The following is a 25,509-nucleotide window of genomic DNA, read 5'->3' as shown; positions in this document are numbered from 1 at the left end:
CCCCCTTTCCTTTACTATATCAAAAAGACAGCCAAACCATGTTATAGAACTATGAAATTTTTTCGACTTGTAATAAACAAGGCGTTTATCCATACATAGGATCTTTTCCCAACATATATTATAGAAAGAATTTTTTCAGTTGAGGTGTTCCTTATGGATCCATACGTCAATATATGTATTTGCATTACGCCAGGCGCCGATATTTCTGATGACCGTATTGCAAAAGATTTAGCAGTTGCAGAATCAATTTGGCACCCCATTACATTTCAAATTCAAGAAGTAATTGTTTTAAATGAACTTTTTCGTTTTTCTGACCGTGAAATTAGTTATAAAGATTCTATTCAAAGTCAGGAAAAATTAGCATCCTTTTTTCAAACTTGTGTAAATGAAGCTCCTGAATGCGACCTTTACATTTGTTATATTGGCAGTGATTATTTCAAAGAAACAGCAGTAATTGCCTGTGCCTACTCTTTAGCAAAACAACAGCAACTTACAGGGTATATCGTTTTAACAAACTCGGCTGCTCCTATGAAAAATATATATACGCTCGCTCATGAAATTGGTCATATTTTATTTACAAGACGTGTTCACGGAAAACTTACTCACGCAGATCCTCATTCCCCAACTGGCTCGGAGCACCATCCTTCTCCAACAAATCTTATGTATCCGATCGTCCCTCGCCCTGAAAATGTCCATATTCAGTCTCTATTAACGAACGAACAAAAAGCTCTCTCTTTACAAAGCTCTTTATTGCAAAGAAAAAAACAGTAACGCCCTTGTTACTGTTTAAAACAATAGATTCCAATCAATAAACCACATTCCGGCTGCAACGGATGCAAATATACAACTAAACATAAATACAATTACTCTAAAAATCTCTATATAATATTTCTTTGGAAATATTTTTTTGCATATCCAGAGCAGCCACTTTCCTATTAAACCGAAGAACAAAATATATCACAATATTATAATATAAAATACAAATATGATTATCCTTTGTATTTCTAGAGCTTCTTCTTAGAAATACACTCTTACTATTTGTTCAACCATAAATATCATAAAAATTGGGATTCCTAAAACAAGTAAACCAATCCAACCAAGAGACCGAACATTCACAATCGTTGTTATCAATAGCATAACTCCTCCAATTAAATATCTTCCTAATTGAGGGAGTTCATATAAAGGAAAACTGTACCAACCCTTTAAGAACATTATTAATATTGGTAAATAAGTGAGTATTACTGCTCCAAATAGCAGTAAGCCTTTTTTCAACATACTCCTTTGAAAACTAGCACCTCTTAAAAATAAAACCCCTCCCATAATCATTAACAGTAAGATAACCGGATATCCGATTAATCCTATTAAAGAAATGGTATAAGGTTCATTTAAATTTCGAAATAAAAGATCTGGAATAGTCCAATAGCATAATATACTCATAACAGCTGTAGCTAGCCATCCTAAATTCCGTTTATAATCAACTTGCATTTCTTTTACAAGTTGATTTGCATATTCCTTTGGTGAATCACCAAATATATCCTCTACATTCTTGCCTCTTTTTTCACCTTCAGTTAAATGCAATTCTGCATCTTCTAAAAAGGATTCAATATCTTTTTCACTTATCCCCTTTGCCGTTAAATAAGTACCTGTATTTGCAAGGAAATCTCGTGACTCTTGAGAAAGCATCGCATTCCCTCCTTCCAAATTACTAGTTTACACTTTTTCTCTCCTCATTTTTGAAAGACCATCGCATTAATACATATAAACTTCCATACAGAAGTAAAGATTCTAACATTCCCATGTATGGACTTTTTTCTCCCAATCCTTTAAATACAAACATAATGAATAGCGGGACAATAACAGTTAATATCCCAATCCAGCCAAGTATGTATGCTTCTCCAATTAACAGTACTAACAAGATAACTCCAGCTAGTATATAACTTTGTATAGTCGTTAATTGTAATACAGGTGTCCCATACCATTTATTCATAAACATTAATAATACTAGTAATAAAATCGGTAGCAATGCTGCTACATAAATAATGCTAAATTCTTTTATTTTACTCTTAAATGATGACATTTTAAAAGCAAATATAATTCCTACAATCGTAATCATTAAAACAATTGGGTATCCAATTAATTGTACATTCGTTAATGTAAATTCATGATTTGGGCTTTCAAATAAAATATTTGTAAGTAACCAATACCCGCCAATACCAATTATCATTCCTAAAATACTCTTTATACTCCCGCCTTTATCTTTCTCCATCTCTTTCGCTAATTCTTCCGCATACTCTTTTGGCGAATCACCAAATATATCACTTACCGTTTTCCCTTCTTTCTCACCTTCAATTAAATGAAGTTCTGCATCTTCTAAAAAAGCGTCAACATCTTCTTCTTTCATTCCTTTCGTTATTAAATACACTTTCGTATCAATTAAAAATTTTTCTCCTTCTTTAGAAATCTGCATGATAATCCCTCCCTTATTTAATCGCTTCTCTTCTATTCGTCTTCATCATAATTTCAAGGAAAATTAAAATAAACAAACTTCCGTATAAACATATAATTTGAAATAACATTGGAACAAGGTCTTCTGATGTAAATGTTTTAAACACTAACATAATAGAAAGCGGGATGATTAAATATAAGTTTTTAAACCATCCATTAAAATATATATTTATTGCTACTGTAATGATGAAAATACTACCAGCTAATATATAACTTTGCATTTGGGTGAATATAAACATTTTTGTAGGATAAATCACATCTAATATCGTTACAGCCCCTATTAGAAACATTGGTGCGATTATGACTAACGACCACATAGCAAACCATGTTTTTGTAAAACTTGTTACGAAAGTCATTTTGCGAAGTAGAAAATTAGGACCTATCACAACTAAAATTAATGACAAACTATATCCAACGCACTGAATAAGTGACATCTGTAATAGTCCGTTATTTACTATTAGAACAGAAGCAATAATCCAAAACGATACGATATTCATTACTGTAAAACCAATTTGCTTCCACGTTTCCTGTCTATCTCTTTCCATCACTTTTACAAGTTCATTTGCGTATTCTTTCGGTGAGCTTCCGAAAATTTCTTCTACGCTTTTTCCATTACTCTCACCTTCTATTAAATGAAGTTCTGCGTCTTCAATAAAGCTTTCAATATCGCTTTCTTTCACACTCTTTGCAGTCAAAAACAACCTCATATCTAATAAAAACTTTCGTGCTTCATTTGATAGCATTATTTTCTTCTCCCCTTCCCTTCAAGTAGACGTTCCACACTACTTTGCATCGCTTCCCAGCGATCCATAAATTCATCCAGTGCATCTTCGCCATCTTCTGTTAACGTGTAATACTTCCGTTTTGGACCAGATGGGGATTCCTTCATTACACTTTTTATGAATCCTTCTTTTTGCATTCGTATTAATAACGGATAAATACTTCCCTCACTCGCCATTGTAAAGCCATACTTTGCTAGCTTCTCACTCATTTCATAACCGTATATTTCACCTTCAGAAATAATAGCAAGTAAGCATCCTTCTAAAATCCCTTTCAGCATTTGACTTGTCGACATAATTCAAATCCTCCTACTATCTTGTTTTACAAGATAGATAAGCGTAAGTATCTTGCTTTACAAAATAGTATAGCAGAGACTATTTTGCAAAACAAGATAGCTAACAATATTTTTCCAAATCTTTGCAGGATTTTTCTTATCCACTCTCTAAATAGAGCAATATGAGAACTTTATTACGAAGGGATGTTTTTCATCATGGTTACAAATCGAGTTGTTTTTTTAACAGGTGCTGCAAGTGGTATTGGATATGAAATGGGAAACGCTTTTGCAAAAGAAGGGGCAAAAGTTGTTATTACCGATCGTCTTGAAGAACGTGCAAAAGAAGCTGCTGAACAACTACAAAAAGAGGGCTTTCAAGCTATCGGCTTAAAATGTGATGTTACATCCGAAGAAGAAATAGAAGGATCCATTTCTCAAACTGTTACTCATTTCGGTTCATTAGACATATTAATTAATAATGCAGGCATGCAACACGTTTCACCAATTGAAGATTTTCCAACCGAAAAATTCGAGCTACTAATTAAAATTATGCAAATCGCTCCTTTTATCGCCGTTAAGCATGCCTTTCCCATTATGAAAAAGCAAAAATATGGCCGAATTATTAATGTAGCTTCCATTAATGGCCTCGTTGGATTCGCTGGAAAAGCTGCTTATAATAGCGCAAAACATGGTGTAATTGGATTAACAAAAGTTGCCGCTTTAGAAGGGGCTACTCACGGAATTACTGTTAATGCGCTTTGTCCCGGTTATGTCGATACCCCTCTCGTACGGAATCAATTACAAGACTTGGCCACTACACGAAATGTACCACTTGAAAATGTTCTAGAGGATGTCATTTATCCACTTGTCCCACAAAAACGCTTATTACAAGTACAAGAGATTGCTGATTATGCGATGTTTTTAGCGAGCGAAAAAGCTAAAGGTATAACTGGACAAGCTGTCGTTATCGATGGTGGTTATACTGCTCAATAAAAAATAAAGTTTGCTCACGAAGAGCAAACTTTATTTTTTATCGCGAGGATCATCATACTGTAGTAATTGCCGTGGCAACTTCTCTATTGCAACAATTACCCCATCTAATTTACTTTCAATTCGATGAAGTAAATATAATGTTACAACAATTGGAAACCCTACATTACCTATCATCTTGATCCACTCTTCCATCTTTTTCTCCTCCTTTCATTATATAAATAAGAAAAAAGAACACATTTAGGCATAGAAAAACAAGCTATTATGTATTAGCTTGTTTTTTCGAACAATGATGCAATTTCTCGCTTATAATCTCCACGTATAATACCTTGCTCAGTAATAATACCTGTAATTAATTCATTCGGTGTTACATCAAATGCAGGATTATAAACAGTAGTTCCAACTGGCGTTACCTGTTTCCCAAAAATTTTCGTAACTTCTGTTTCATCTCTTTCTTCAATAACAATTTCTGCACCTGTTTGTTTCGTAATATCAAATGTAGATAGTGGAGCTGCAACGTAGAACGGGATATCGAAATACTTTGCTAATATAGCTAAATTCATCGTTCCGATTTTATTTGCTGTATCCCCATTTGCGACAACTCGGTCCGCTCCTACAATAATTGCGTTGATTTCTTTCGTTTGAATAGCATGAGCTGCCGTATTATCTGTAATAAGTGTTACATCAATACCTGCCTGTTTTAATTCCCAAGTCGTTAAGCGACCGCCTTGTAAAACCGGTCTCGTTTCACATGCATATGCATGTAAATGTACACCTTTTTCTTTCCCAATATAAAACGGTGCTAATGCAGTACCATATTTAGCAGTTGCAATACTGCCAGCGTTACAAATTGTTAAAATGTTATCACCGTCTTTAAAGCATGTTAATGCATGTTCTCCAATACTCCGGCATACCGCTTCATCTTCTTGCTGAATACGAAGCGCTTCTTCTTCTAATATTTTTTGCGCTTCTTTTATTGTAGTAATTTCTTGAATAGATTCTCTCATACGATCGATTGCCCAAAATAAATTGACTGCTGTCGGGCGTGACGTCCCTAAATAATTACAATCTCTATTAAACTTCTTTTGAAATTCTTCAATATGTAAAGTAGTATATTTTTTTGATGCAAGCGCCAAGCCAAATGCAGCTACAATTCCAATTGCAGGTGCTCCTCGTACTTCTAGCATGACAATACTTTTCCATACCTCTTCAATCGTCGTTAATGTTTTGTATTCTGTGCTATGCGGCAACTTTGTTTGATTTAATACTGCAATGGCATCACCTTTCCAACTGACAGACCTCGGAATCGTAACAACTGTACTCATGCTTTTACCCCTCCAGAAACTGTCTGTTGGAATAATGCTCGGAACAGTTGAATATCAGCGTTTTTAGATTCATATTTTATTAGTTCTCTACCTAAGGATAACGCTTGTTTCTTAGCTTGAATTCTCGTTTCTTTATTTGCTATTTCATCTAAATCAGCTACATGTGCTAAGCCAATTGTTCTTCGGATAAGCTCACATCCAGCAAATCCGACCACATCCGTAAAAATATTTTGCAAAATAATCGGCAACCATTGTTTCTCTTTCGTATATGCTTCTACACCTTCTCCAATCCATAACTTCGTAAAAGTGTCTACGAAATAGCTCCATGTTTTCTCAATATGGAAAAATAGCACACTTCTCTGTTCTTCCTCTCTAGATAGAGCATTTAATAATAGATTTGCAATAAATTGCCCGATGTCAAATCCAAATGGACCGTACGTTGCAAATTCTGGGTCAATCACTTTCGTTTCAGAAGGTGATGAAAAAATACTTCCAGTATGTAAATCTCCATGAATGAGTGCCTCTTTTCTCGTTAAAAATTTATATTTATATTGCGCTACTTTTAGTTTTAAAGTTTTATCACTCCATAGTTCATCTACAGCCAATTGTAACTCCGACTCATAATCATTCGTATCGTAATGCCCAAACGGATCTGTAAACACTAAATCTTCTGTAATTTTGCAAAGGTCTGGATTTACAAATGTACCTTCTAGTACCCTTTTCTCTTCTGACTGTAAACCAAAATCTGAAGTATAAAATAAAACATTCGCTAGAAAACGACCGATATGCTGGGATAGAAGTGGATACTCTTCTCCATCTATTAATCCTTTTCTTGTAATAGTTAATTTTGATAAGTCTTCTATGATTGTTACCGCTAATTCTTCATCATGACTATACACTACCGGCACATATTCCGGCACATACTTTGCAAAAATTTGCAGCGCCTTACTTTCAATCGTCGCTCTTTTTATAGACAACGGCCAGCTCTCACCAACTACTTTCGCATATGGTAGTGCTTGTTTTATTATAATAGACTTCTCTCCATCATCTAATTTGAACACGTAATTTAAATTTCCATCTCCAATTTCATGACAAACTACATTTGCTTTCTTTTCAAAATAGCCATGTTCTTTCGCATATTGTACAGCGGTTACTTCTGTTAATGAATAATATCCCATCGTCTTCTCCCCCTTTTTTTAATTCAGAGGTTTTTCTAACACAGAAAAACCTCTTTCCACTAAGAAAGAGGTTTGAAGTTTATCTTCTCCCCTCTTATCTGCCAGAAAGTTTTACTTTCTGCTGGAATTAGCACCGTGCCTTTTGGCGTCATAAACGCCCCATTTCACAATGGTATTACGGTCGGTTGCTGGGCTTCATCGGGCCAAATCCCTCCACCTGCTCTTGATAAGAGTTGTATAATTTTTTAGAATTTTTAACTTTATGTTGAAGACTATACCAAGAATAAAAATCACTTGTCAACATTTTATTTGTATAATTCTGGACGTCGATCCGCAAAAACTGGAATTCCTTTGCGTACTTCTTTAATTTTCTCGAGTGTAAGCTCTCCAAATAGAATTGATTCTTCTTCATTTGCTTCTACAACAACTTCGCCCCAAGGATCGACAATTAAAGAATGGCCAGCAAACTCATTATTTGGATCCTTCCCTGCCCTATTACATGCTACAACATAACACTGATTTTCAACTGCTCTTGCTTGTAATAGTAAACGCCAATGCGCTAAACGAACTAATGGCCATTCAGCTACAACAAATAAAACTTTTGCACCTTTAGCAGTATGAACGCGCATCCACTCCGGAAAACGAATATCATAGCAAATGGTGCCGGCGCACTCTACATCATCTAACTTAAATTCACCAGTACGATTTCCAGCGATTAAATATTTATGTTCATCCATAAGCTGAAATAAATGCACTTTACTATATTCATTGACTAGTTCTCCTTTATTCGTTACAACATACATTGTATTTGTAACACCTTGTTCCGTTTGCCTTGCTATAGAACCACCAACAATATGTACACCATATTGTTTCGACCATTCTATCAACTTTTCTTTCGTTTCCAATCCATCCCTATCTGCAATTTCAGAGAGTCTCGTTAAATCATAACCTGTTGTCCATAGTTCTGGTAAAACAATAACATCTGGTCTTTCTTTCATCGCTTCACTTATTTTATTTTTAGCATTCTCAATATTTTTTTCTACATCTCCAAAGACAATATCCATTTGAATACATGCGACTTTCATTTTTTCAGCCCCATTCTTATTTTTTTCTTTACAAAATACTGGAAAGATTATATCATTTGTCACTAGAATTGTAACAACTTTCAAAAGAGGTGGAAAGTATGAAATCATTTCAACCTTCTGAGATAGTAACATCATTGCCAACACAATTTTTCGCTTCACTTGTTGCAAAAGTTAACAAAGTTGTAGCAGCTGGTCACGATGTTATTAATCTAGGTCAAGGTAATCCAGATCAACCAACACCGCAGCATATCGTAAAAGCTTTGCAAGATGCTGCAGAAAAGACCATTCATCATAAATATCCGCCATTTCGCGGACATGAAAGCTTAAAAGAAGCCGTGGCAACATTCTATCAACGTGAATATGATGTAGTAGTAAATCCGAAAACTGAAGTTGCTATATTGTTTGGTGGAAAGGCTGGATTAGTAGAATTACCAGTTTGCTTTACAAACCCTGGTGATACAATTCTCGTTCCCGATCCAGGCTATCCAGATTATTTATCAGGAGTTGCTTTAGCGAAAGCACAATTTGAAACAATGCCGCTTATTGCAGAAAATAAGTTTTTACCAGATTATACAAAAATTGACGACTCTATTGCCGAGCGTGCAAAATTAATGTTTTTAAACTATCCAAATAATCCGACCGGTGCTACTGCATCAAAAGATTTCTTTGATGAAACCATTCATTTTGCTAATAAACATAATATATTAGTCGTTCATGATTTTGCTTACGGTGCGATTGGATTCGATGGTCAAAAACCTGTTAGTTTCTTACAAGCAGATGGTGCCAAAGATACAGGAATCGAAATTTACACATTATCGAAAACTTTCAATATGGCTGGCTGGCGCATCGCTTTTGCGGTAGGGAATGAAAGTGTCATTGAAACAATTAACTTATTACAAGATCATATGTATGTTAGTATTTTTGGTGCCATTCAAGATGCTGCCCGCGAAGCACTATTAAGTTCACAGTCTTGCGTCATAGACCTTGTAAATAGTTACGAATCTCGAAGAAACGCTCTTATTTCAGCTTGTCACTCAATTGGTTGGAATGTAGACATTCCAACAGGGTCATTTTTTGCATGGCTTCCTGTTCCAAAAGGATATACTTCTGAGCAATTTTCTAATATTTTACTAGAAAAAGCACATGTCGCAGTTGCTCCTGGTGTTGGATTTGGTGAGCATGGTGAAGGATACGTCCGCGTTGGTCTCTTGCATACAGAAGATAGATTACGAGAAGCCATTAATCGAATCGATAAATTAAATTTTTTCAAAAAGTAATTGACAACATGAAAAATATCTGACAAAATTCAGTTATCTTAAAAATTTAAACATTTCTAAATACTTCTTATCAAGAGCAGGTGGAGGGACGAGCCCGACGAAACCCGGCAACCGATCTACAATTGTAGACACGGTGCTAATTCTCGCAGCATTACGCTGACAGATAAGGAGCTGGTTGTAAAAAAACCTCTCCTTAGCTGAGAGGTTTTTTTATTTAACTAGGAGGTTATAACAATGAGCGGAATTATAGCGACATATTTAATCCATGATGATTCACATAACTTAGAAAAAAAAGCTGAACAAATTGCACTCGGTTTAACAATTGGCTCTTGGACTCATTTGCCGCATTTATTGCAAGAACAATTAAAACAACATAAAGGCAACGTCATTCATGTTGAGGAATTAGCTGAACATGAACATACCAATTCGTATTTACGTAAAAAAGTAACACGCGGGATTATTAAAATTGAATATCCGTTATTAAATTTCAGTCCAGATTTACCAGCTATTTTAACAACTACATTCGGAAAGCTATCCCTTGATGGCGAAGTAAAATTAATTGACTTAACTTTTTCAGACGAGTTAAAAAAACATTTTCCTGGTCCAAAATTCGGGATAGATGGTATTCGAAATCTTTTACAAGTACATGATCGTCCCCTTTTAATGAGTATTTTTAAAGGAATGATTGGACGAAATATTGGGTATTTAAAAACGCAATTACGCGATCAAGCAATTAGTGGTGTAGATATCGTAAAAGATGATGAAATATTATTTGAAAATGCATTAACACCACTTACGAAACGCATCATATCTGGAAAAGAAGTTTTACAATCCGTATATGAAACGTACGGACATAAAACGTTATATGCCGTAAATTTAACAGGACGAACTTTTGATTTAAAAGAAAATGCGAAACGTGCAGTGCAAGCTGGAGCCGATATTCTATTATTTAACGTATTCTCTTACGGACTAGATGTACTACAATCACTTGCAGAAGATGATGAAATCCCAGTTCCTATTATGGCACATCCCGCTGTAAGTGGTGCTTATTCAGCATCCAAGTTATATGGAGTTTCATCACCATTATTACTTGGAAAGCTACTACGTTATGCTGGGGCTGACTTTTCATTATTCCCATCTCCATACGGAAGTGTTGCGCTAGAAAAAGAGGAGGCTCTTGCTATCTCAAAATATTTAACTGAAGACGATGTATTTTTCAAGAAGAGCTTTTCTGTTCCGTCTGCTGGTATTCATCCTGGTTTCGTTCCCTTTATTGTACGAGATTTCGGTAAAGATGTTGTTATTAATGCTGGTGGCGGAATACATGGACATCCAAATGGGGCGCAGGGCGGCGGTAAAGCTTTCCGTGCTGCAATTGATGCTACTTTGCAAAATAAACCACTCCATGAAGTAGATGACATAAATTTGCATAGCGCACTACAAATATGGGGAAATCCCTCTCATGAGGTGAAATTATGAGTATTCAAGTATTTTGTGATTTCGATGGCACGATTACAAATAATGATAACATTATGTCCATTATGGAAAAATTCGCACCACCAGAAGCTGAAGAAGTAAAGAATAAAATTTTATCACAAGAGCTATCTATTCAAGAAGGTGTTTCTCAATTATTTCAATTCATACCTACTAATCTGCACGATGAAATTATTCAATTTTTAATAGAGACTGCTGAAATTCGTAACGGTTTTCATGAATTTATACAATTTGTAAATGAAAACAATATTTCCTTTTATGTTATATCAGGTGGAATGGATTTCTTCGTCTATCCACTCTTACAAGGACTCATTCCAAAAGAGCAAATTTACTGTAATGAAACAGATTTTTCAAATGAATACATTACGGTGAATTGGCCTCATCCTTGTGATCGTCTTTGTCAAAATCATTGCGGATTATGTAAATCATCACTCATCCGTAAATTGAGTGATACGAATGACTTCCATATTGTAATTGGAGATTCAATTACCGATTTACAAGCTGCGAAACAAGCGGATAAAGTGTTCGCTCGTGATTTCCTTATTACAAAATGCGAAGAAAATCATATTTCTTATACAGCATTTGAAACGTTTCACGATGTTCAAACTGAATTAAAACATTTGTTGGAGGTGAAATTATGAAACAACTTTTTCGTCAATGGTATGACTTAAGCGAGATAAAAAAAGAATTAACAACACGAAATTGGTTTCCAGCAACGAGTGGTAATATTTCTATAAAGGTTAGTCATGAACCACTCACTTTTCTCATTACAGCAAGCGGTAAAGATAAAACAAAAACGACTCCAGATGACTTTCTACTAGTAGATCATCTAGGGGTTCCCGTATTAGAGACTGAATTACGCCCTTCAGCAGAAACAATCTTGCATACACATATTTATAACAATACGAATGCTGGGTGTGTCCTTCATGTTCATACAACTGATAACAATGTTATCACAAATTTATATAGTGATGCAGTCACACTTCAAAATCAAGAAATTATTAAAGCTCTCGATATTTGGGAAGAAGATGCAACAATTCACATTCCTATTATCGAAAACCATGCTCATATCCCAAAGCTTGGAGAAAACTTCCGCAAGCATATACAGGGAGATTCGGGGGCAGTATTAATCCGTAACCATGGTATTACCGTATGGGGCCGAGATAGCTTTGATGCAAAGAAAAGATTAGAAGCTTATGAGTTTTTATTCCAATTTCATATAAAACTATTATCAATTCAAGGAGGCGTTTCTAATGGCGCAAATTCGTATTCATGAAATAAATACTCGCATTGAAAATGAAGTGGAAGTATCAAAATTTCTACAAGAGGAAGGCGTTTTATATGAGAAATGGAATATTTCCAAACTTCCTACTCATTTAAAAGAAAATTACTCATTAACAGATGAAAACAAAGCTGAAATATTAGCTGTGTTTTCAAAAGAAATTGCTGATGTTTCAGCACGCCGAGGTTATAAAGCACATGATGTAATTTCACTTTCAAATAGCACACCTAACCTTGACGAATTATTAATTAATTTTCAAAAAGAACACCATCATACTGATGATGAAGTTCGCTTTATTGTTAGTGGTCATGGCATCTTTGCCATTGAAGGAAAAGATGGGACATTCTTTGACGTTGAACTTGAGCCAGGCGATCTCATATCTGTTCCTGAAAATGCAAGACATTATTTTACCTTGCAAGATGATCGTCAAGTTGTAGCTATTCGTATTTTTGTTACAACTGAAGGTTGGGTTCCAATCTATTAAGGTAGTTAGTTGAATAAAAGGTCTTGGACCCCCTTTTCCAACCTTTTATTCACTCTACATATATACATCCTCCTATGGAACAGGCTTATTTCATTTTGAAATAAGCCTGATTTTTTATGGTTCTAACCGTATTATTCCTTCTTTTCAGTACAATCTCTCCCTTCAATTTTTCAAGTATATTTATTAATACTTTTTGAACATTTATTGAACTTTTTTTGATTTTTTTCTGAAAATTCTGTTTTATATATGATATACTACAATTAACTAAGAAGGAAAAAATATCGCAAACAGAGGGGGATAATCATGAGTTTACTTATCGCACTTATACTAGGGGTTACGTGTGGAGCACTTCCTATTATTCTAGGAGCTATTATGGAAGAATTAGAAGTTGGTGTTTTAGGTTTTGTTGCATCTTGTGTAAGCGCTTTATTTTTCGGGTTGTTCGGTGCTATTCCTGTTTCAATTCTGTGTGCATTTTATATAATACGCCATGCTCGTACAAAACAATTTGGTCCTAATCACATCGCGCAAGTTATTCCATTCCCAATGGAACGATGCCGCCGGGCTTCTAGCTTATAATTACAAAATTAAAAATAAAAGTCCTCAAATGAGGACTTTTATTTTTTTTCTTCTAGAAATTGAAACAATTCTTGTAGGTGCAAAGCGTCTTCACTATAGCTAACAGATACATGATATATACCATCAATCTCCGCTTCCATGTAAAGGTCAACTCCATCTCGATCATATTTCAATGCCAAATAAAATTCCATTTCTTCTAGCATCTTTTTTGAAGTTCGAATAACGTAATGCCCTTTCTCATCTCTTCCATATTCGAAATTCGGTTCAAAATCATATTTTTGTTTAAAAGCTTCTTTTTGTTTTTCATTAATTTGTATACATGTTGCTCTTTGTACAGTATCAATCATCTCATCAAATTTTTGAAGATCCATCTCATTTACCCCCTTACATATTTTTTGTATAACACTTGTGTTCCGCTATTTTCTTCCCCATCTTTTATTAGCTCTTCATACAATTCCTTCGCCAAACTTAAACCTGGTACTGGTAATTGTAATCTTTCAGCCTCATCTAACGCGATCTTCATATCTTTCATAAAATGCTTTACATAAAAACCTGGTTCAAAATCTCCCTTTAACATTCGAGGAGCTAAATTACTTAATGACCAGCTACCTGCTGCTCCCGTTGAAATACTCTCCAATACTTTATCAGGATCTAATCCAGCCTTTTTTGCATAAGCAACAGCTTCACATACTCCAATCATATTAGAAGCAATCGCAATTTGATTGCACATTTTTGTATGTTGTCCACTTCCAGCAGGCCCTTGCAACTGAATATTTGTTCCTAGTTTTTCAAATAACGGTAAACATCTATCATATATTTCTTTCTCTCCACCGACCATAATTGCGAGTCTTGCTTCTTTCGCACCAACGTCTCCTCCAGATACAGGTGCATCTAACGTATATACATTCTTACTTTTACCGGCTTCATTAATACGTTTTGCCAATGTTGGTGTAGATGTCGTGAAATCAATTGCGATCGTACCTTCATTTGCATTCTCCAAAATTCCATCTATCCCAAAGTACACTTCTTCTACATCATGTGGATACCCAACCATAGTCATTACAACATCAACTTGCTTTACTAACTCTTTCGGTGTATCACACCAATTTGCACCATCTTGTACTAAAGAGTCTGTTTTCGATTTTGTTCTATTATATACATATACTGTATGACCGTCTTGCATGAAATGACGCACCATACTTTTTCCCATTACACCAATACCAATGAAACCAATTGATACATTTTTATGTTTCATTTTCTCATCCCCTTTGTTCTAATAAATCACTTACCATCTTTCGGAAATCTTTATTGAAGTCATCATCCATACTATTTTTCACATTTGAAAATAAAATAACAAAAGTCCCTTTTTCTTTATTAAAATTATTGAAAGTGTTCCAACCAGATAGTACACCATGATTATGAAAATAATCCGGATATATGTAAAAACTAAATGCATATTTTCGTTCTGGTGAAGGTGAAAATATCGCTTGTATACTTTGTTCAGAAAGAAGTTTTCCATTTATAATTGCTTCGTCTAATTTCTTCATATCTCCAACTGTCGTATACATCTCACCACAACCATATAGCCAATCTATGCCTACCTTCTGCGCTGGTACAAGCTCTTGATTTTTTTTCACATAACCCTTTGTAAAATTTTTATCTCCAGGTACCATATTTCCCATACCAGATTCATACATATCTGCTTTTGTAAATATATTTTCTTTTATATAATCTCCTAAAGTTTTTTTCGATATATGTTCTATTATATAGGCAAGCACCATATAATTATAATCTGTATATCTCCAACCTGTTCCTGCAGGAAATTCTAAATTTTGACGTCCAATCCAATTAATTAACTGTAAACGGGAAGCAGCATTAACATTGCCTTTTGCGTGTTCAGGTAAACCAGAGGTATGCGTTAATAAATGATATAACGTAATATTTTTATTCTCCGGAAATGAAGGAATATATTTATTTACATTATCTTGAATATTTAGCTTACCTTGATCCTGCAGTTGTAAAATAGATGTAGCCACAACTGTTTTCGTAATAGAACCGATACGATATTTTGTGTGAGGCGTATTTTCTATTTTATTTTGAACATCAGCATACCCATATCCTTTATTCAATATAACATGCTCTTTATCTGTTACCAAAACTGTTCCATTGAATTGCTTTCCGACTAAATATTGATCTAATTTTTGAGATATGCTAGCGTAATCAATTTGCTTTTCTTTTTCTTCTTCTATATTCTCTTGTACTTCTGATTCAACAGCAGGATTCACCTTAGTTGTTAATTCTTTATTTTCCTTTATATTAGAATTATAGAGAAAATAGTATACTCCTCCACAAACTAAAGCACATATTGAAACTATCATCATTATTTTTTTTATCATTTTGTTCCTCCATAATTCCTTCGTTCAAAATCCCCCCTACACTCTATTATCAAGTAATAAAAAAAAATCGCAACAATTTGTTGCGAAAAATCACTTTTTTTCTTTTCTATATACACACACTTGATTTTTCCCATTTTTTTTCGCTTCATATAATGCAATATCCGCTCGTTGCATTAATTCTTCTCTTGTAATCCCTTTTTCATATAATGCAACTCCAAAGCTCGCTGTTAATTTCGAAATTCCTGAGAATTGCTTTGTTTCAATGAAAAATCGTAATGATTCCGCAACTTGAAATGCTTCTTTTTCTACTGTATTCGTTACTAAAATAATAAATTCTTCTCCTCCCCACCTAGCAAATACATGTTGCTGCTCCACTTTAGATTTCATGAGCTCTGCAAGCTCAATTAATGCTAAGTCACCAAAATCATGGCCATACGTGTCATTTACTGCTTTAAAATTATCTATATCAAATAAAATAAGTGCTATGTTTTCATTATTACGCATCGCATTATCCCATTCTGCCTCGAGTATTTGTTGGAATTTCAAACGATTATAAATCTCTGTTAACGAATCTATCATAGCAAGTCTTTCTTGTTCTTGATAGATTTCATCTAATTCGGTAATCTCTGTACACTTCACAATAAATCTTGATAAATCTTCTGGCAATGGTGTCGCACGCAATAAAAAAGTTGACACTTCCCCTTCATAGTTGGACATCTTAATTCTTCTATCGTATGATAATGTATCATCTAACCATGTTATATCATGAGTTGTTGAATAGTATCCATTTTCTCTAATAAGATGTTCAGCAAATACTAAATGTTGCTCACGATAAGCAAACAAATTTTCATATCCGAAAAACTCTAAAAAATTTGTATTACAATCAACAATCTCATCGTCTTCTACTATAAATAATAGATCATTTCGAAAATCAAACATCGTTTGAAGTAGTTCTTGTTGCAAACTTACTTGCCGCACTAAAGAAAGCTGATATAAACTTTTATTTACTTCCTCTAACACCATTTGCGGAGTCACAGGGGCTATCACAATATTACGTATTCCTAACGTAAGCACCTCTGCAAACTCGCTTGTTATTTGTTGATCCCAAATGACAATAAATGTACTCTGTGGATTATACATATTCTTTATATATTTTATTTGAGAAAAATCTGTTACATACATAATTACAATATGTGGTTTAGTCCTCTGAAATAATACTTCTCCTTCTTCAAAACTATTTGCTATAAACATACATTTTGGATGGATATTTTCTATCGTTTGTTGATGTGTGCATCCATTTTCTATATAAAGGACATTTAACTGAAGATCTTGTAATACATTTTGGAAAACCGTATTCTCTAATAAAAAATGTAGTATGTTCATCACTAGTCTTCACTCACTTCATATATCTTGTTCTACAGAATTCCTCACAAACATTTTATAAAAAACTGTTCTCTAAAAACTTTAATGAGTGAGGGATACATGTTAACAAGCTAATTGAGAATGTTATCTTTGCTTTTTCACTCTATAAATTCCTTTTTTAGTGTATGATTATAGGAATTGTATCGTTTGTATGAATGCCCTAGCTTCCGCTTGAAAACTTGACAATTAAAATAAAGATATTATATTCTTAAATTCGATAACTTACAAAATGTAAGTAGAATATATTACATGTATTTTTTTCATAATTTGATATGTAATTTGGAGGATATATAATGACAAACGAAAACTTTTTTAATGTTTTATATGAACGCACATCTACACGTGCATTCAACCCAGAGAAAGAAATTTCATCTACAGAGTTACACGAGATTTTAAAGGGAGCTGCTCAAGCACCTTCCGCTTGGAATTTACAGCATTGGAAATTCCTTGTATTCTAAGGTGAAGATGTACAGAAACGATTACATCCAATTGCTTATAACCAACAACAAATTCTTGATGCTTCTGCTGTAGTCGCTATTTTAGGTGATTTAGAAGCTTATAAAAACGTTGAACCCGTTTATGGTCCAATTGTAGAACAAGGATTTATGAAAGAAGAAGCAAAAGAACGCTTAGCTAAAAATATTGAGTCTGCATATGCCCGTGAGCAATTCCCAAGAGATGCAGCCTTTTCAAATGCATCTTTAGCAGCAATGCAACTTATGCTTGCAGCTAAAGCAACTGGCTGGGATACTTGTGCGATTGGTGGTTTCAACCCACAAGCACTTACAGAAGAATTCAATGTTTCATCTCGCTACGTACCAATTATGCTTATTACAATTGGGGAATCAACTTTAAAAGGCCATCCTGCACCACGAATGAGCGTAGAACAAGTGAGTGAATGGGCAAAATAATAAAGCGAAACTTGAATCAGTGTGAGGGTCTTACTGCCCTTTCATACGAATAAAAAAGAAACGAAGGTAATTTCATTACCTTCGTTTCTTTTTTATTCTGTCACACATCCGTAATACTAAAATGTATGATTCGACATCCACACATAAAAAACAGTAAATTTCATGCTATTCACATACATATAAATGACGTTTCGTGTCGAATTTTGTTAAAGCATCGAAATATAACCGTGTGTTTTTGTTACAATTATGATACAATGATAACAAATAGATAACAAGAGAGGGATTTTCATTGAGTTCATACGGAAGCTTTATTGCACTTTTATGTTACATAGTAACTGTACTGCTTCTATATTTTATTGGCGATGCTGCAAATATTTCAGTTTTACAATTTCCAAAAGAAGAAGCATTCCAATTAGAATCAGAAAAACATACTGCACGATCCATTGTACCGCTACTGTTAGCTCTTCCTGTATATATCATCGTTTTATATAAAAGCAAAAAAGTGTAAAGGCTACCTATTTCATTCATTTCGGTGGTCTTTACACTTTTTTGTGATATCTATCCTATTTTAAACATCATTCCGTAATAAACACCCAGCTAGTCTTTTAAAATGAGAAATTCCCCTAGAAAAAATTCCACTCTCTGTCCAGTCACTCACTACCGAACTTACATAGATTATAAGTGTGAAGGGGGTGATGAGGATTATGTTTGGATCATTTGGATGCTGTGATAACTTTAGAGACTGTCATCATCATGAAAGAGAGTGCAGACATCATGAGAAAGAGAAAGAGAAAGAAGTAGTTAGACCACAACAACCAGCTGTATGTAACGTACTTGCTAGCATTTCAGTTGGAACAGAGCTTTCTCTATTAAGCGTTAAAGGTGTTGGATCTTTCAACAATGTAATTTTTGAAGGTTTCTGTAACGGTGTTGCTCTTTTCTCTGCTTTAGCTCGTAATAACAATGACAAAGATAACAAAGATAACAATAAAGACGATAAGCACAATCAAAACCGAAATACTTTTACTGGTATTTTACGTGTATGCCCAGCTGATATCGTTGCTATCGCTATCTAATTTTGTTCCTTATCTTCAAAAGTAAGAAAATAAGTTTTACTTTTCTCATAGAAAAAACCTGAGACCGATTTCAAATCGACTCAGGTTTTTTTATTGATTATATACTTTTAACTAGTTCAACAACTTCTTCAGCAGTTGACATCATTAATGCTTTTTCTGCTAATGTTTCCATTTCTGCTTTTGACAACTTGCTTAGTTGTGTTCTTGCAGGAAGAATAGATGTTGCACTCATACTGAACTCATCTAAACCTAATCCTAATAATAATGGGATCGCAAGTGAATCTCCCGCCATCTCACCACACATACCAGCCCATTTGCCTTCTTTATGAGCAGCATCGATAACCATTTTTACAAGACGTAAAATAGATGGGTTATATGGTTGGTATAAGTAAGATACTTGTTCGTTCATACGGTCTGCAGCCATTGTGTATTGAATTAAGTCGTTTGTTCCGATAGAGAAGAAATCAACTTCTTTTGCAAATTGATCTGCTAATACTGCTGAAGCTGGGATTTCAACCATCATACCAACTTCAATAGAATCAGAAACAGTTGTACCCGCTTCTACAAGTTTTGCTTTCTCTTCTAATAAGATCGCTTTCGCTTGACGGAACTCATCAAGAGTTGCAATCATTGGGAACATAATTTTTAAGTTACCGTATACGCTAGCACGAAGTAATGCACGAAGTTGTGTACGGAACACATCTTGCTCATCAAGACATAAGCGAATTGCACGGTATCCTAAGAATGGGTTCATTTCTTTTGGTAAATGTAAGTATGGAAGCTCTTTATCTCCACCGATGTCAAGTGTACGAACAACAACAGGTTGACCTTCTTTTACACCTTCAAGAACTGCTTTATACGCTTCGAACTGCTCTTCTTCTGTTGGAAGATTGTCACGGCCCATGTATAAGAATTCTGTACGGTATAAACCAACGCCTTCTCCGCCATTATCGATAATACCTTGTACATCATTTGGTGTTCCGATATTTGCAACAAGCTCAACGTGATGTCCATCACTTGTTACAGTAGCTTGATCTTTTAATTTTGCCCATTCAGCTTTTTGCTCTTCAAATTTCGCTTTCTTTTCTTCAAACGAGCGAAGAGTTTCTTCTGATGGATTAACAATTACTTCTCCATCTAAACCATCGATGATTACGATATCGCCGTTTTGGATTTTCTCCATAACAACTTTCGTACCAACAACAGCTGGAATTTCCATAGAGCGAGCCATAATTGCAGAGTGAGATGTACGTCCACCGATATCAGTTGTAAAACCTTTTGCATACTTACGGTTTAACTGAGCTGTATCAGATGGTGTTAAATCTTCAGCAATAATGATTACTTCTTCAGAAATTGTACCAGGATTTGAGAAGTTAATGCCTAGTAAATGTGCAAGAACACGTTTTGTTACGTCACGAATGTCCGCAGCACGTTCTTTCATATATTCGTTATCCATGTTTTCAAACATAGAAATAAACATTGATGCAACTTCATCCATTGCAAATTCAGCATTTACTTTTTCACTATTTACTTTATCTTTTACTGGGTTTACTAGTTCTGGATCATTTAACACTAATAAATGTGCTTCAAAGATCGCAGCTTTGTCAGCACCTAGCTCAGCAAAAGCGTGGTCTTTAATAGCTTCTAATTCAGTTTTTGCTTTCTCAAGCGCAGCTTCTAAGCGTGCAATTTCTGCAGCTTCGTTTGTAATTGATTTCTTTTCGATGTTAAATTCAGGATTTTCAAGTCTGAAAGCCTTTGCAATAGCAATCCCACTTGATGCAGCGATCCCTTGAATGTTAAGAGTCATTATTCTCCTAATCCTTCGTTTTTCATAGTTTCTTCGATAGCTGCTAGTGCTTGAGCTGCATCATCACCATTTGCAGTGATTTTAATTTCCGCGCCTTGTTGAATACCTAAAGACATAACGCCCATGATTGATTTTAAGTTAACGTTCTTTCCGTTATACTCTAAGTTAATGTCAGAACCAAATTTGCTTGCAGTGTTTACAAGTAGAGTTGCTGGACGAGCATGAATTCCTGAGTCGCTAGTTACTTTAAAGATTTTTTCCATGATAATTTATCTCCTTTAAATTACAGTATTTTTTTAGTTGTATAGACGTGAGTACTACATCATCTATTGTATATAATAGGCGATGTTCGGTCAACCACATCACCTATTATAATTATAAACATTTTGCGTCAAATTCCTACTGAATGTCAATAATAGCGTTTTCGCCCTTCTTAACATTTCCATCTTTTTTCAATTCGACTTGCTGCCCTTGCTGTAAATTCGTAAATACAATTGGTGTAATGATAGATGGTGCATTTTCTTTTACAAATGCAAGATCTACTTTTAATAATGGTTGTCCTTGTTTCACTTTGTCACCTTGCGCTACAAGTGCTTCAAAACCTTCACCATTTAATTTTACAGTATCAATACCGAAGTGGATTAAAATTTCTTTTCCACCTTCAGATTGAATACCAATTGCATGCTTTGTAGGGAATACGTTGACAATTTCACCATTAACTGGAGAAACTACTGTTCCTTCTGTTGGCTCAATTGCAAATCCATCTCCCATCATTTTTCCTGAGAATACTTGATCCGGCACTTCTGTAATAGGTAGGATTTTCCCTTCAATTGGTGAAACGATTGTTTCGTTTTCATCAACTTTTTGAGGAGCTTCTTCTACTTTTACAGGCTCTGCTTTTTCAACATGAGGTGTACGATCTGACATAATATCATGAATTTGTGATTTTAATGTGTCAGATTTCGGTCCAAAAATAGCTTGAATGTTATTTCCAACTTCAAGTACACCAGCTGCTCCAAGTTCTTTCAAGCGATCTTTATTTACATTCTTTTGTTCGTTAACTTGAACACGTAAACGAGTAATACAAGCGTCTAAAGAAGCAATGTTTTCTTTACCACCAAGTGCTACTAATACTTCACGAGGAAGTTCACCAGCTTCTGCTTTTCCTGTACCTTCATTCCCATTTGCAACTTCACGGCCAGGTGTTTTTAAATCCCATTTACGGATTGCAAATCGGAATCCGAAGTAGTAAATAACCGCTAGTACAAGACCAACAATAATTACCCACCACCATGCCGTACGGCCTGGTAGTACACCGAATAATAGGAAGTCGATTAAACCACCAGAGAATGTCATACCAATTTTAACACCTAAAATTTGCATTGTCATAAATGATAGACCAGCGAATACAGCGTGAATTCCGAATAATACTGGTGCTACGAATAAGAATGAAAATTCAAGTGGCTCTGTAATACCTGTTAAGAAAGATGTTAATGCAGCAGAACCTAAAATACCAGCTGCTAATTTTTTATTTTCTGGACGTGCTTCATGGTACATTGCTAAAGCTGCCGCTGGAAGACCGAACATCATGAACGGATACTTACCAGTTGTAAATGTACCTGCTGTTAATTCTACACCGTCTTTTAACTGTGCCATAAAGATTTTTTGGTCACCACGAATTAATTCGCCAGCCGCATTTGTATACTGACCGAATTCGAACCAGAACGGTGAATAGAAAATGTGATGTAATCCAAATGGAATTAGTGAACGTTCAATTAAACCGAAAATAAATGCTGCTAACGTTCTATTTGCATCAATCATTTGATGTGAGAACGTGTTTAAGCCACCTTGAATGTATGGCCAAACGAAGCACATGATAATACCTACTATTAAAGAGAATGTTGCAGTTGCGATCGGTACGAAACGCTTACCTGCAAAGAAACCTAAGTATGATGGTAATTCAATGTTGAAGTATTTATTATAGCAATATGCCGCTACTATCCCGACGATAATACCACCAAACACTCCAGTTTGTAGCGTTGGAATTCCTAATACGTTTGCATACGCTGGATCTGCAAATCCAACTTTTACTGGGTCTGCTCCAGAACTTGTTACTTTCACTAGCTTATCTACTTCTAAGAACACACTCATCGTTTTGTTCATAATTAAGTAGCCAACGAATGCTGCTAAACCAGCTACTCCGTCTCCACCAGCTAAGCCAATTGCTACCCCAACTGCGAATAGTAATGCAAGGTTAGCGAAAATAATATCACCAGATTGTTCCATAATTTTTGCTACCATTACGAACCAATCTGCTTTTAAAGCAGGAATAACATTTGTTAACTGTGGATTTTGAAATGCATTACCAAATCCAAGTAAAATACCTGCTGCCGGTAAAATCGCTACTGGAAGCATAAGCGCTTTTCCGACTTTTTGAAGAACACCAAAGATCTTCTTAAACATGGAAACCCTTCCTCTCTTATCTATATTGATACCTTCCGACAAACGCCAAAAAGGCATGAGGAAAAAAAGATAGAACGATAGCTATACAAAGGGTAGTATATCCCTTTCTCTAGCTTACATTCCTTACTTTTCTCCACTCATGCCTGATCGAATCAGTAACACGTGTCAAAAATAGGTTTACGTATAAGTTCACTATAATTAAGGCAAACGTTTTCGTTTTATACCTTAATGTGTTTGTCGAAATTTGTATAACTTTGCAATAGTTATTATACATAACTATTGTAAGCGATTCAATGATTTTTTTTAACGTTTTCATTTTCGACAAAAATATATGTCATTTTACACATGCTCTGCCTTCACTAAGCGCTGCAGGTGCATCGTTAAATATATACTCTCTGCTTCATAAACAGGAAGTTGCAATTCTTTTTGCATAACCTTAACTAGCTTCCAAGCTAAATTATAACAGACAGGATATTCCGCCTTTAATAAATCAGCAAAACTTTGCGATTCCTCTACTTTTTCTCCTTTTTTCACCCTCTCAATAGCATATTGAAGATGACGAATAAGGCGTAAATAGTGAATACTTTCTTGGTCTAATGTAATTTGTAAGTTCGTCTCAATTAAAGATACAAGCTGTGCGATGAGACGGGAGTTTTGATTAACTGAAGATAAATCTGAATTTGTAAGTGAACTGTAAATATGCAGTGCAATAAACCCGATTTCTCCTTCTGGCAATGTAATTTGCAAACGAGAATTTAAAAGGTTTACAACACCTTCAGCAATTTTATATTCCTCTGGATAGAGCATTTTCGTTTCAACTAAAAAAGGATTATCAATTGTAAACCCTTGTTTTAAACGCTTAATTGCAAAAGAAATATGATCTGTTAAAGCGATATGAATATGTTCATTCAATGGGGATTTTGCTTTTTCTTGAATATAGAACATAATATCATTCATTAATTCAATTAATTTTTCACTCACATGCGGAACTAGCAGTTTGTATTGTTCACGATCACGTTCATTTTTTAGAACAAACATTTTTTCAATTTGTTCTTGCTCCAATACATCTTTCGCTTTTTTCCCAAATCCAATTCCTTTACCAATCACTACTACTTCCTCATGTTCAGGATGGCTAGCAATGATGACATTATTATTTAAAACTTTTTTAATTTCTAGATAATTACTCATATAACACCACCCTCGTACTTAAATAGCCTGCTTTTATGTTACAGAATATTCTTCTTTGTCGTCAATGTAAAACATCTACCATTTCATAAAAATTCATTTTTTAGACATGTTTATATATGATGCGTATAATGTAAGAGCAACTGTACATAGAAAGGAGATAACAACATGATTAAAATGTTTGTAAGTGATATCGACGGTACAATGATGCAACACGGAGGTTTAATTGACGAACAGGATATTGTAGCACTTCGTAGTCTTGCTGAACAAAATGTGATTCTTTGTTTCGCTTCTGGCCGACTTGATAATGAAATTGCAGACTTAATGAAAGCTGTAAATACAAATTTCCACCGCATTAGTGTTAATGGTGTTTTTGTATATACAAATGAAAATAAGCAGCTATTATCTGCAACTTTTGATTCCAGCATTCTTCCTGAATTGTTACACATGACGAATGAAGATCCTTATTTCCGTTATGTTAGTGATGAACATAATTACTACATTGAAGAAAAAACACCGTTTATTCACGAACTTGAGCAACAAGTAACGATGACTTCTGTCGAAGAACCAAATTTATTACAGAAAATAGATGATACAATTTTCCCGAATAAAATTTCTGTCGGTGGCACAAAGGAGAGCTTACAACTCCTTCAGAAAAAAATTGATGAAAAATTTCATGGAAAAGTTAGTACGTTCATTTCAGCAGAACAATGCTTAGATGTAATGCCACCTAATATTAGTAAAGGTTCTGCTATTTCTGTTTTATTAAAAGAGTTTCAATTACAACCAGAGGAAGTTGCTTGCATAGGGGATTCTTATAATGATATTCCAATGTTTGCTCTAACTCCTCACAGTTTTGCTATGGCTCAAGCAGATGACGCAGTAAAAGAACACGCTCACTATGTAGTAAATACAGTTAAAGATGCTGTTAACCACGTAATTGCTCATAATAAAAATACGACTCACTCCTTGTAAGGATGAGTCGTATTTTTT

27 protein-coding genes, 2 pseudogenes and 2 riboswitches are annotated in these 25,509 nt (G+C 34.7%); of the genes and pseudogenes, 12 read left to right on the top strand and 17 right to left on the bottom strand.

The genetic code is table 11. The features are described 5' to 3' along the window. Window positions 1-153: 153 nt before the first annotated feature. Window positions 154-771 (top strand): ImmA/IrrE family metallo-endopeptidase, encoded by a 618-nt coding sequence (locus QCI47_RS07425; RefSeq protein WP_000371612.1) that lies wholly within the window; start codon window positions 154-156, stop codon window positions 769-771. Between the two features lie 15 nt (window positions 772-786). On the opposite strand, the pseudogene QCI47_RS07420 reads toward QCI47_RS07425, so the two are convergent. The 5 genes and pseudogenes from QCI47_RS07420 to QCI47_RS07400 form a co-directional block, all read right to left on the bottom strand. After that, a pseudogene (locus QCI47_RS07420) lies at window positions 787-957 on the bottom strand (DNA-binding protein); the annotation flags it as partial. A gap of 60 nt (window positions 958-1,017) precedes the next feature. Next, window positions 1,018-1,683, bottom strand: coding sequence for a DUF1129 domain-containing protein (locus tag QCI47_RS07415; protein WP_000951074.1), 666 nt, complete (start codon window positions 1,681-1,683; stop codon window positions 1,018-1,020). A 22-nt stretch (window positions 1,684-1,705) separates the two neighbouring features. After that, window positions 1,706-2,467 carry a DUF1129 domain-containing protein gene (locus QCI47_RS07410; protein WP_061132244.1) on the bottom strand — a complete coding sequence of 254 codons (762 nt, stop codon included), beginning with the start codon at window positions 2,465-2,467 and terminating at the stop codon, window positions 1,706-1,708. 13 nt (window positions 2,468-2,480) lie between these two features. Continuing rightward, window positions 2,481-3,248, bottom strand: coding sequence for a DUF1129 domain-containing protein (locus QCI47_RS07405; protein ID WP_000950449.1), 768 nt, complete (start codon window positions 3,246-3,248; stop codon window positions 2,481-2,483). After that, window positions 3,248-3,580 carry a PadR family transcriptional regulator gene (locus tag QCI47_RS07400; protein WP_000107963.1) on the bottom strand — a complete coding sequence of 111 codons (333 nt, stop codon included), beginning with the start codon at window positions 3,578-3,580 and terminating at the stop codon, window positions 3,248-3,250. The genes QCI47_RS07405 and QCI47_RS07400 overlap by 1 nt, the downstream gene beginning before the upstream one ends. A gap of 195 nt (window positions 3,581-3,775) precedes the next feature. On the opposite strand from QCI47_RS07400, the gene QCI47_RS07395 reads away from it, so the two are divergent. After that, the gene (locus QCI47_RS07395; RefSeq protein ID WP_309422343.1) at window positions 3,776-4,552 is read left to right on the top strand and encodes a 3-hydroxybutyrate dehydrogenase; all 777 of its coding nucleotides are present in this window, start codon (window positions 3,776-3,778) and stop codon (window positions 4,550-4,552) included. A gap of 30 nt (window positions 4,553-4,582) precedes the next feature. On the opposite strand, the gene QCI47_RS07390 is transcribed toward QCI47_RS07395, so the two are convergent. The 4 genes from QCI47_RS07390 to QCI47_RS07375 all read right to left on the bottom strand — a co-directional run bounded on the left by QCI47_RS07390 (window position 4,583) and on the right by QCI47_RS07375 (window position 8,221). Further along, window positions 4,583-4,744 (bottom strand): YvrJ family protein, encoded by a 162-nt coding sequence (locus QCI47_RS07390; RefSeq protein ID WP_000393331.1) that lies wholly within the window; start codon window positions 4,742-4,744, stop codon window positions 4,583-4,585. 74 nt (window positions 4,745-4,818) lie between these two features. Continuing rightward, complete coding sequence (gene mtnA, locus QCI47_RS07385) at window positions 4,819-5,874, bottom strand: S-methyl-5-thioribose-1-phosphate isomerase (protein WP_309422344.1); 1,056 nt, start codon at window positions 5,872-5,874, stop codon at window positions 4,819-4,821. Further along, window positions 5,871-7,052 (bottom strand): S-methyl-5-thioribose kinase, encoded by a 1,182-nt coding sequence (mtnK, locus tag QCI47_RS07380; RefSeq protein WP_000542705.1) that lies wholly within the window; start codon window positions 7,050-7,052, stop codon window positions 5,871-5,873. Before mtnK ends, mtnA begins: the two co-directional genes overlap by 4 nt. A gap of 91 nt (window positions 7,053-7,143) precedes the next feature. After that, window positions 7,144-7,285, bottom strand: a riboswitch (SAM riboswitch). A 72-nt stretch (window positions 7,286-7,357) separates the two neighbouring features. Then, window positions 7,358-8,221 carry a carbon-nitrogen family hydrolase gene (locus tag QCI47_RS07375; protein ID WP_033671968.1) on the bottom strand — a complete coding sequence of 288 codons (864 nt, stop codon included), beginning with the start codon at window positions 8,219-8,221 and terminating at the stop codon, window positions 7,358-7,360. Window positions 8,222-8,235: 14 nt separating this feature from the next. Between QCI47_RS07375 and QCI47_RS07370 the strand changes: the two genes are divergently transcribed. From QCI47_RS07370 to QCI47_RS07345, 6 genes are all read left to right on the top strand, one after another. Then, window positions 8,236-9,414 (top strand): pyridoxal phosphate-dependent aminotransferase, encoded by a 1,179-nt coding sequence (locus tag QCI47_RS07370; protein ID WP_000834736.1) that lies wholly within the window; start codon window positions 8,236-8,238, stop codon window positions 9,412-9,414. 64 nt (window positions 9,415-9,478) lie between these two features. After that, window positions 9,479-9,584, top strand: a riboswitch (SAM riboswitch). Between the two features lie 64 nt (window positions 9,585-9,648). After that, complete coding sequence (gene mtnW / locus QCI47_RS07365; protein ID WP_309422200.1) at window positions 9,649-10,893, top strand: 2,3-diketo-5-methylthiopentyl-1-phosphate enolase; 1,245 nt, start codon at window positions 9,649-9,651, stop codon at window positions 10,891-10,893. Continuing rightward, window positions 10,890-11,549 (top strand): 2-hydroxy-3-keto-5-methylthiopentenyl-1-phosphate phosphatase, encoded by a 660-nt coding sequence (mtnX, locus tag QCI47_RS07360; RefSeq protein WP_000027458.1) that lies wholly within the window; start codon window positions 10,890-10,892, stop codon window positions 11,547-11,549. The genes mtnW and mtnX overlap by 4 nt, the downstream gene beginning before the upstream one ends. Beyond that, on the top strand, window positions 11,546-12,184 hold the full coding sequence (locus QCI47_RS07355; RefSeq protein ID WP_061132241.1) for a methylthioribulose 1-phosphate dehydratase: 639 nt from the start codon (window positions 11,546-11,548) through the stop codon (window positions 12,182-12,184). The genes mtnX and QCI47_RS07355 overlap by 4 nt, the downstream gene beginning before the upstream one ends. Continuing rightward, window positions 12,162-12,674: a 1,2-dihydroxy-3-keto-5-methylthiopentene dioxygenase gene (locus tag QCI47_RS07350; protein ID WP_000057306.1), complete on the top strand. Its 513-nt coding sequence runs from the start codon at window positions 12,162-12,164 to the stop codon at window positions 12,672-12,674. The genes QCI47_RS07355 and QCI47_RS07350 overlap by 23 nt, the downstream gene beginning before the upstream one ends. Window positions 12,675-12,977: 303 nt before the next feature. After that, window positions 12,978-13,253 (top strand): hypothetical protein, encoded by a 276-nt coding sequence (locus QCI47_RS07345; RefSeq protein ID WP_000054669.1) that lies wholly within the window; start codon window positions 12,978-12,980, stop codon window positions 13,251-13,253. Window positions 13,254-13,291: 38 nt separating this feature from the next. On the opposite strand, the gene QCI47_RS07340 is transcribed toward QCI47_RS07345, so the two are convergent. From QCI47_RS07340 to QCI47_RS07325, 4 genes are all read right to left on the bottom strand, one after another. After that, window positions 13,292-13,624, bottom strand: a complete 333-nt coding sequence (locus tag QCI47_RS07340) for a DUF3909 family protein (RefSeq protein ID WP_000365613.1) — start codon at window positions 13,622-13,624, stop codon at window positions 13,292-13,294. 5 nt (window positions 13,625-13,629) lie between these two features. Continuing rightward, window positions 13,630-14,508, bottom strand: a complete 879-nt coding sequence (locus QCI47_RS07335; protein ID WP_000681095.1) for an NAD(P)-dependent oxidoreductase — start codon at window positions 14,506-14,508, stop codon at window positions 13,630-13,632. Window positions 14,509-14,512: 4 nt separating this feature from the next. Continuing rightward, entirely contained in the window at window positions 14,513-15,649 is a 1,137-nt protein-coding gene (locus tag QCI47_RS07330) for a serine hydrolase (protein WP_353811734.1), read from the bottom strand. A gap of 90 nt (window positions 15,650-15,739) precedes the next feature. After that, window positions 15,740-17,032, bottom strand: coding sequence for a GGDEF domain-containing protein (locus QCI47_RS07325; protein WP_001023204.1), 1,293 nt, complete (start codon window positions 17,030-17,032; stop codon window positions 15,740-15,742). A gap of 332 nt (window positions 17,033-17,364) precedes the next feature. Here QCI47_RS07325 and QCI47_RS07320 point away from each other — a divergent pair. The 3 genes and pseudogenes from QCI47_RS07320 (at window position 17,365) to QCI47_RS07310 (ending at window position 19,058) form a co-directional block, all read left to right on the top strand. Continuing rightward, window positions 17,365-17,982: pseudogene (locus QCI47_RS07320) on the top strand (nitroreductase family protein). 289 nt (window positions 17,983-18,271) lie between these two features. Next, window positions 18,272-18,490, top strand: coding sequence for a hypothetical protein (locus QCI47_RS07315; protein ID WP_000100487.1), 219 nt, complete (start codon window positions 18,272-18,274; stop codon window positions 18,488-18,490). 196 nt (window positions 18,491-18,686) lie between these two features. Then, window positions 18,687-19,058: a DUF3915 family protein gene (locus QCI47_RS07310; RefSeq protein WP_000468014.1), complete on the top strand. Its 372-nt coding sequence runs from the start codon at window positions 18,687-18,689 to the stop codon at window positions 19,056-19,058. A gap of 97 nt (window positions 19,059-19,155) precedes the next feature. Here the strand turns inward: QCI47_RS07310 and ptsP are convergent, their stop codons facing one another. From ptsP to glcT, 4 genes are all read right to left on the bottom strand, one after another. Further along, entirely contained in the window at window positions 19,156-20,868 is a 1,713-nt protein-coding gene (gene ptsP / locus QCI47_RS07305) for a phosphoenolpyruvate--protein phosphotransferase (protein ID WP_000174221.1), read from the bottom strand. Continuing rightward, window positions 20,868-21,131: a phosphocarrier protein HPr gene (ptsH, locus tag QCI47_RS07300; RefSeq protein WP_000411079.1), complete on the bottom strand. Its 264-nt coding sequence runs from the start codon at window positions 21,129-21,131 to the stop codon at window positions 20,868-20,870. Before ptsH ends, ptsP begins: the two co-directional genes overlap by 1 nt. A 136-nt stretch (window positions 21,132-21,267) precedes the next feature. After that, window positions 21,268-23,331, bottom strand: a complete 2,064-nt coding sequence (gene ptsG, locus QCI47_RS07295) for a PTS glucose transporter subunit IIABC (RefSeq protein WP_353811733.1) — start codon at window positions 23,329-23,331, stop codon at window positions 21,268-21,270. Between the two features lie 339 nt (window positions 23,332-23,670). Continuing rightward, entirely contained in the window at window positions 23,671-24,519 is an 849-nt protein-coding gene (gene glcT / locus QCI47_RS07290) for a glucose PTS transporter transcription antiterminator GlcT (RefSeq protein ID WP_000073863.1), read from the bottom strand. A 165-nt stretch (window positions 24,520-24,684) separates the two neighbouring features. Between glcT and QCI47_RS07285 the strand changes: the two genes are divergently transcribed. Further along, window positions 24,685-25,491 carry a Cof-type HAD-IIB family hydrolase gene (locus QCI47_RS07285; RefSeq protein WP_000594235.1) on the top strand — a complete coding sequence of 269 codons (807 nt, stop codon included), beginning with the start codon at window positions 24,685-24,687 and terminating at the stop codon, window positions 25,489-25,491. Window positions 25,492-25,509: the final 18 nt, after the last annotated feature.

It is taken from the genome of Bacillus cereus group sp. RP29 (assembly GCF_040459765.1).
GTDB classification, from domain to species: Bacteria; Bacillota; Bacilli; order Bacillales; family Bacillaceae_G; genus Bacillus_A; species Bacillus_A paranthracis.
Note: the sequence above shows the minus strand (reverse complement) of the source record. Positions and strands in the feature narration are given on the sequence as shown.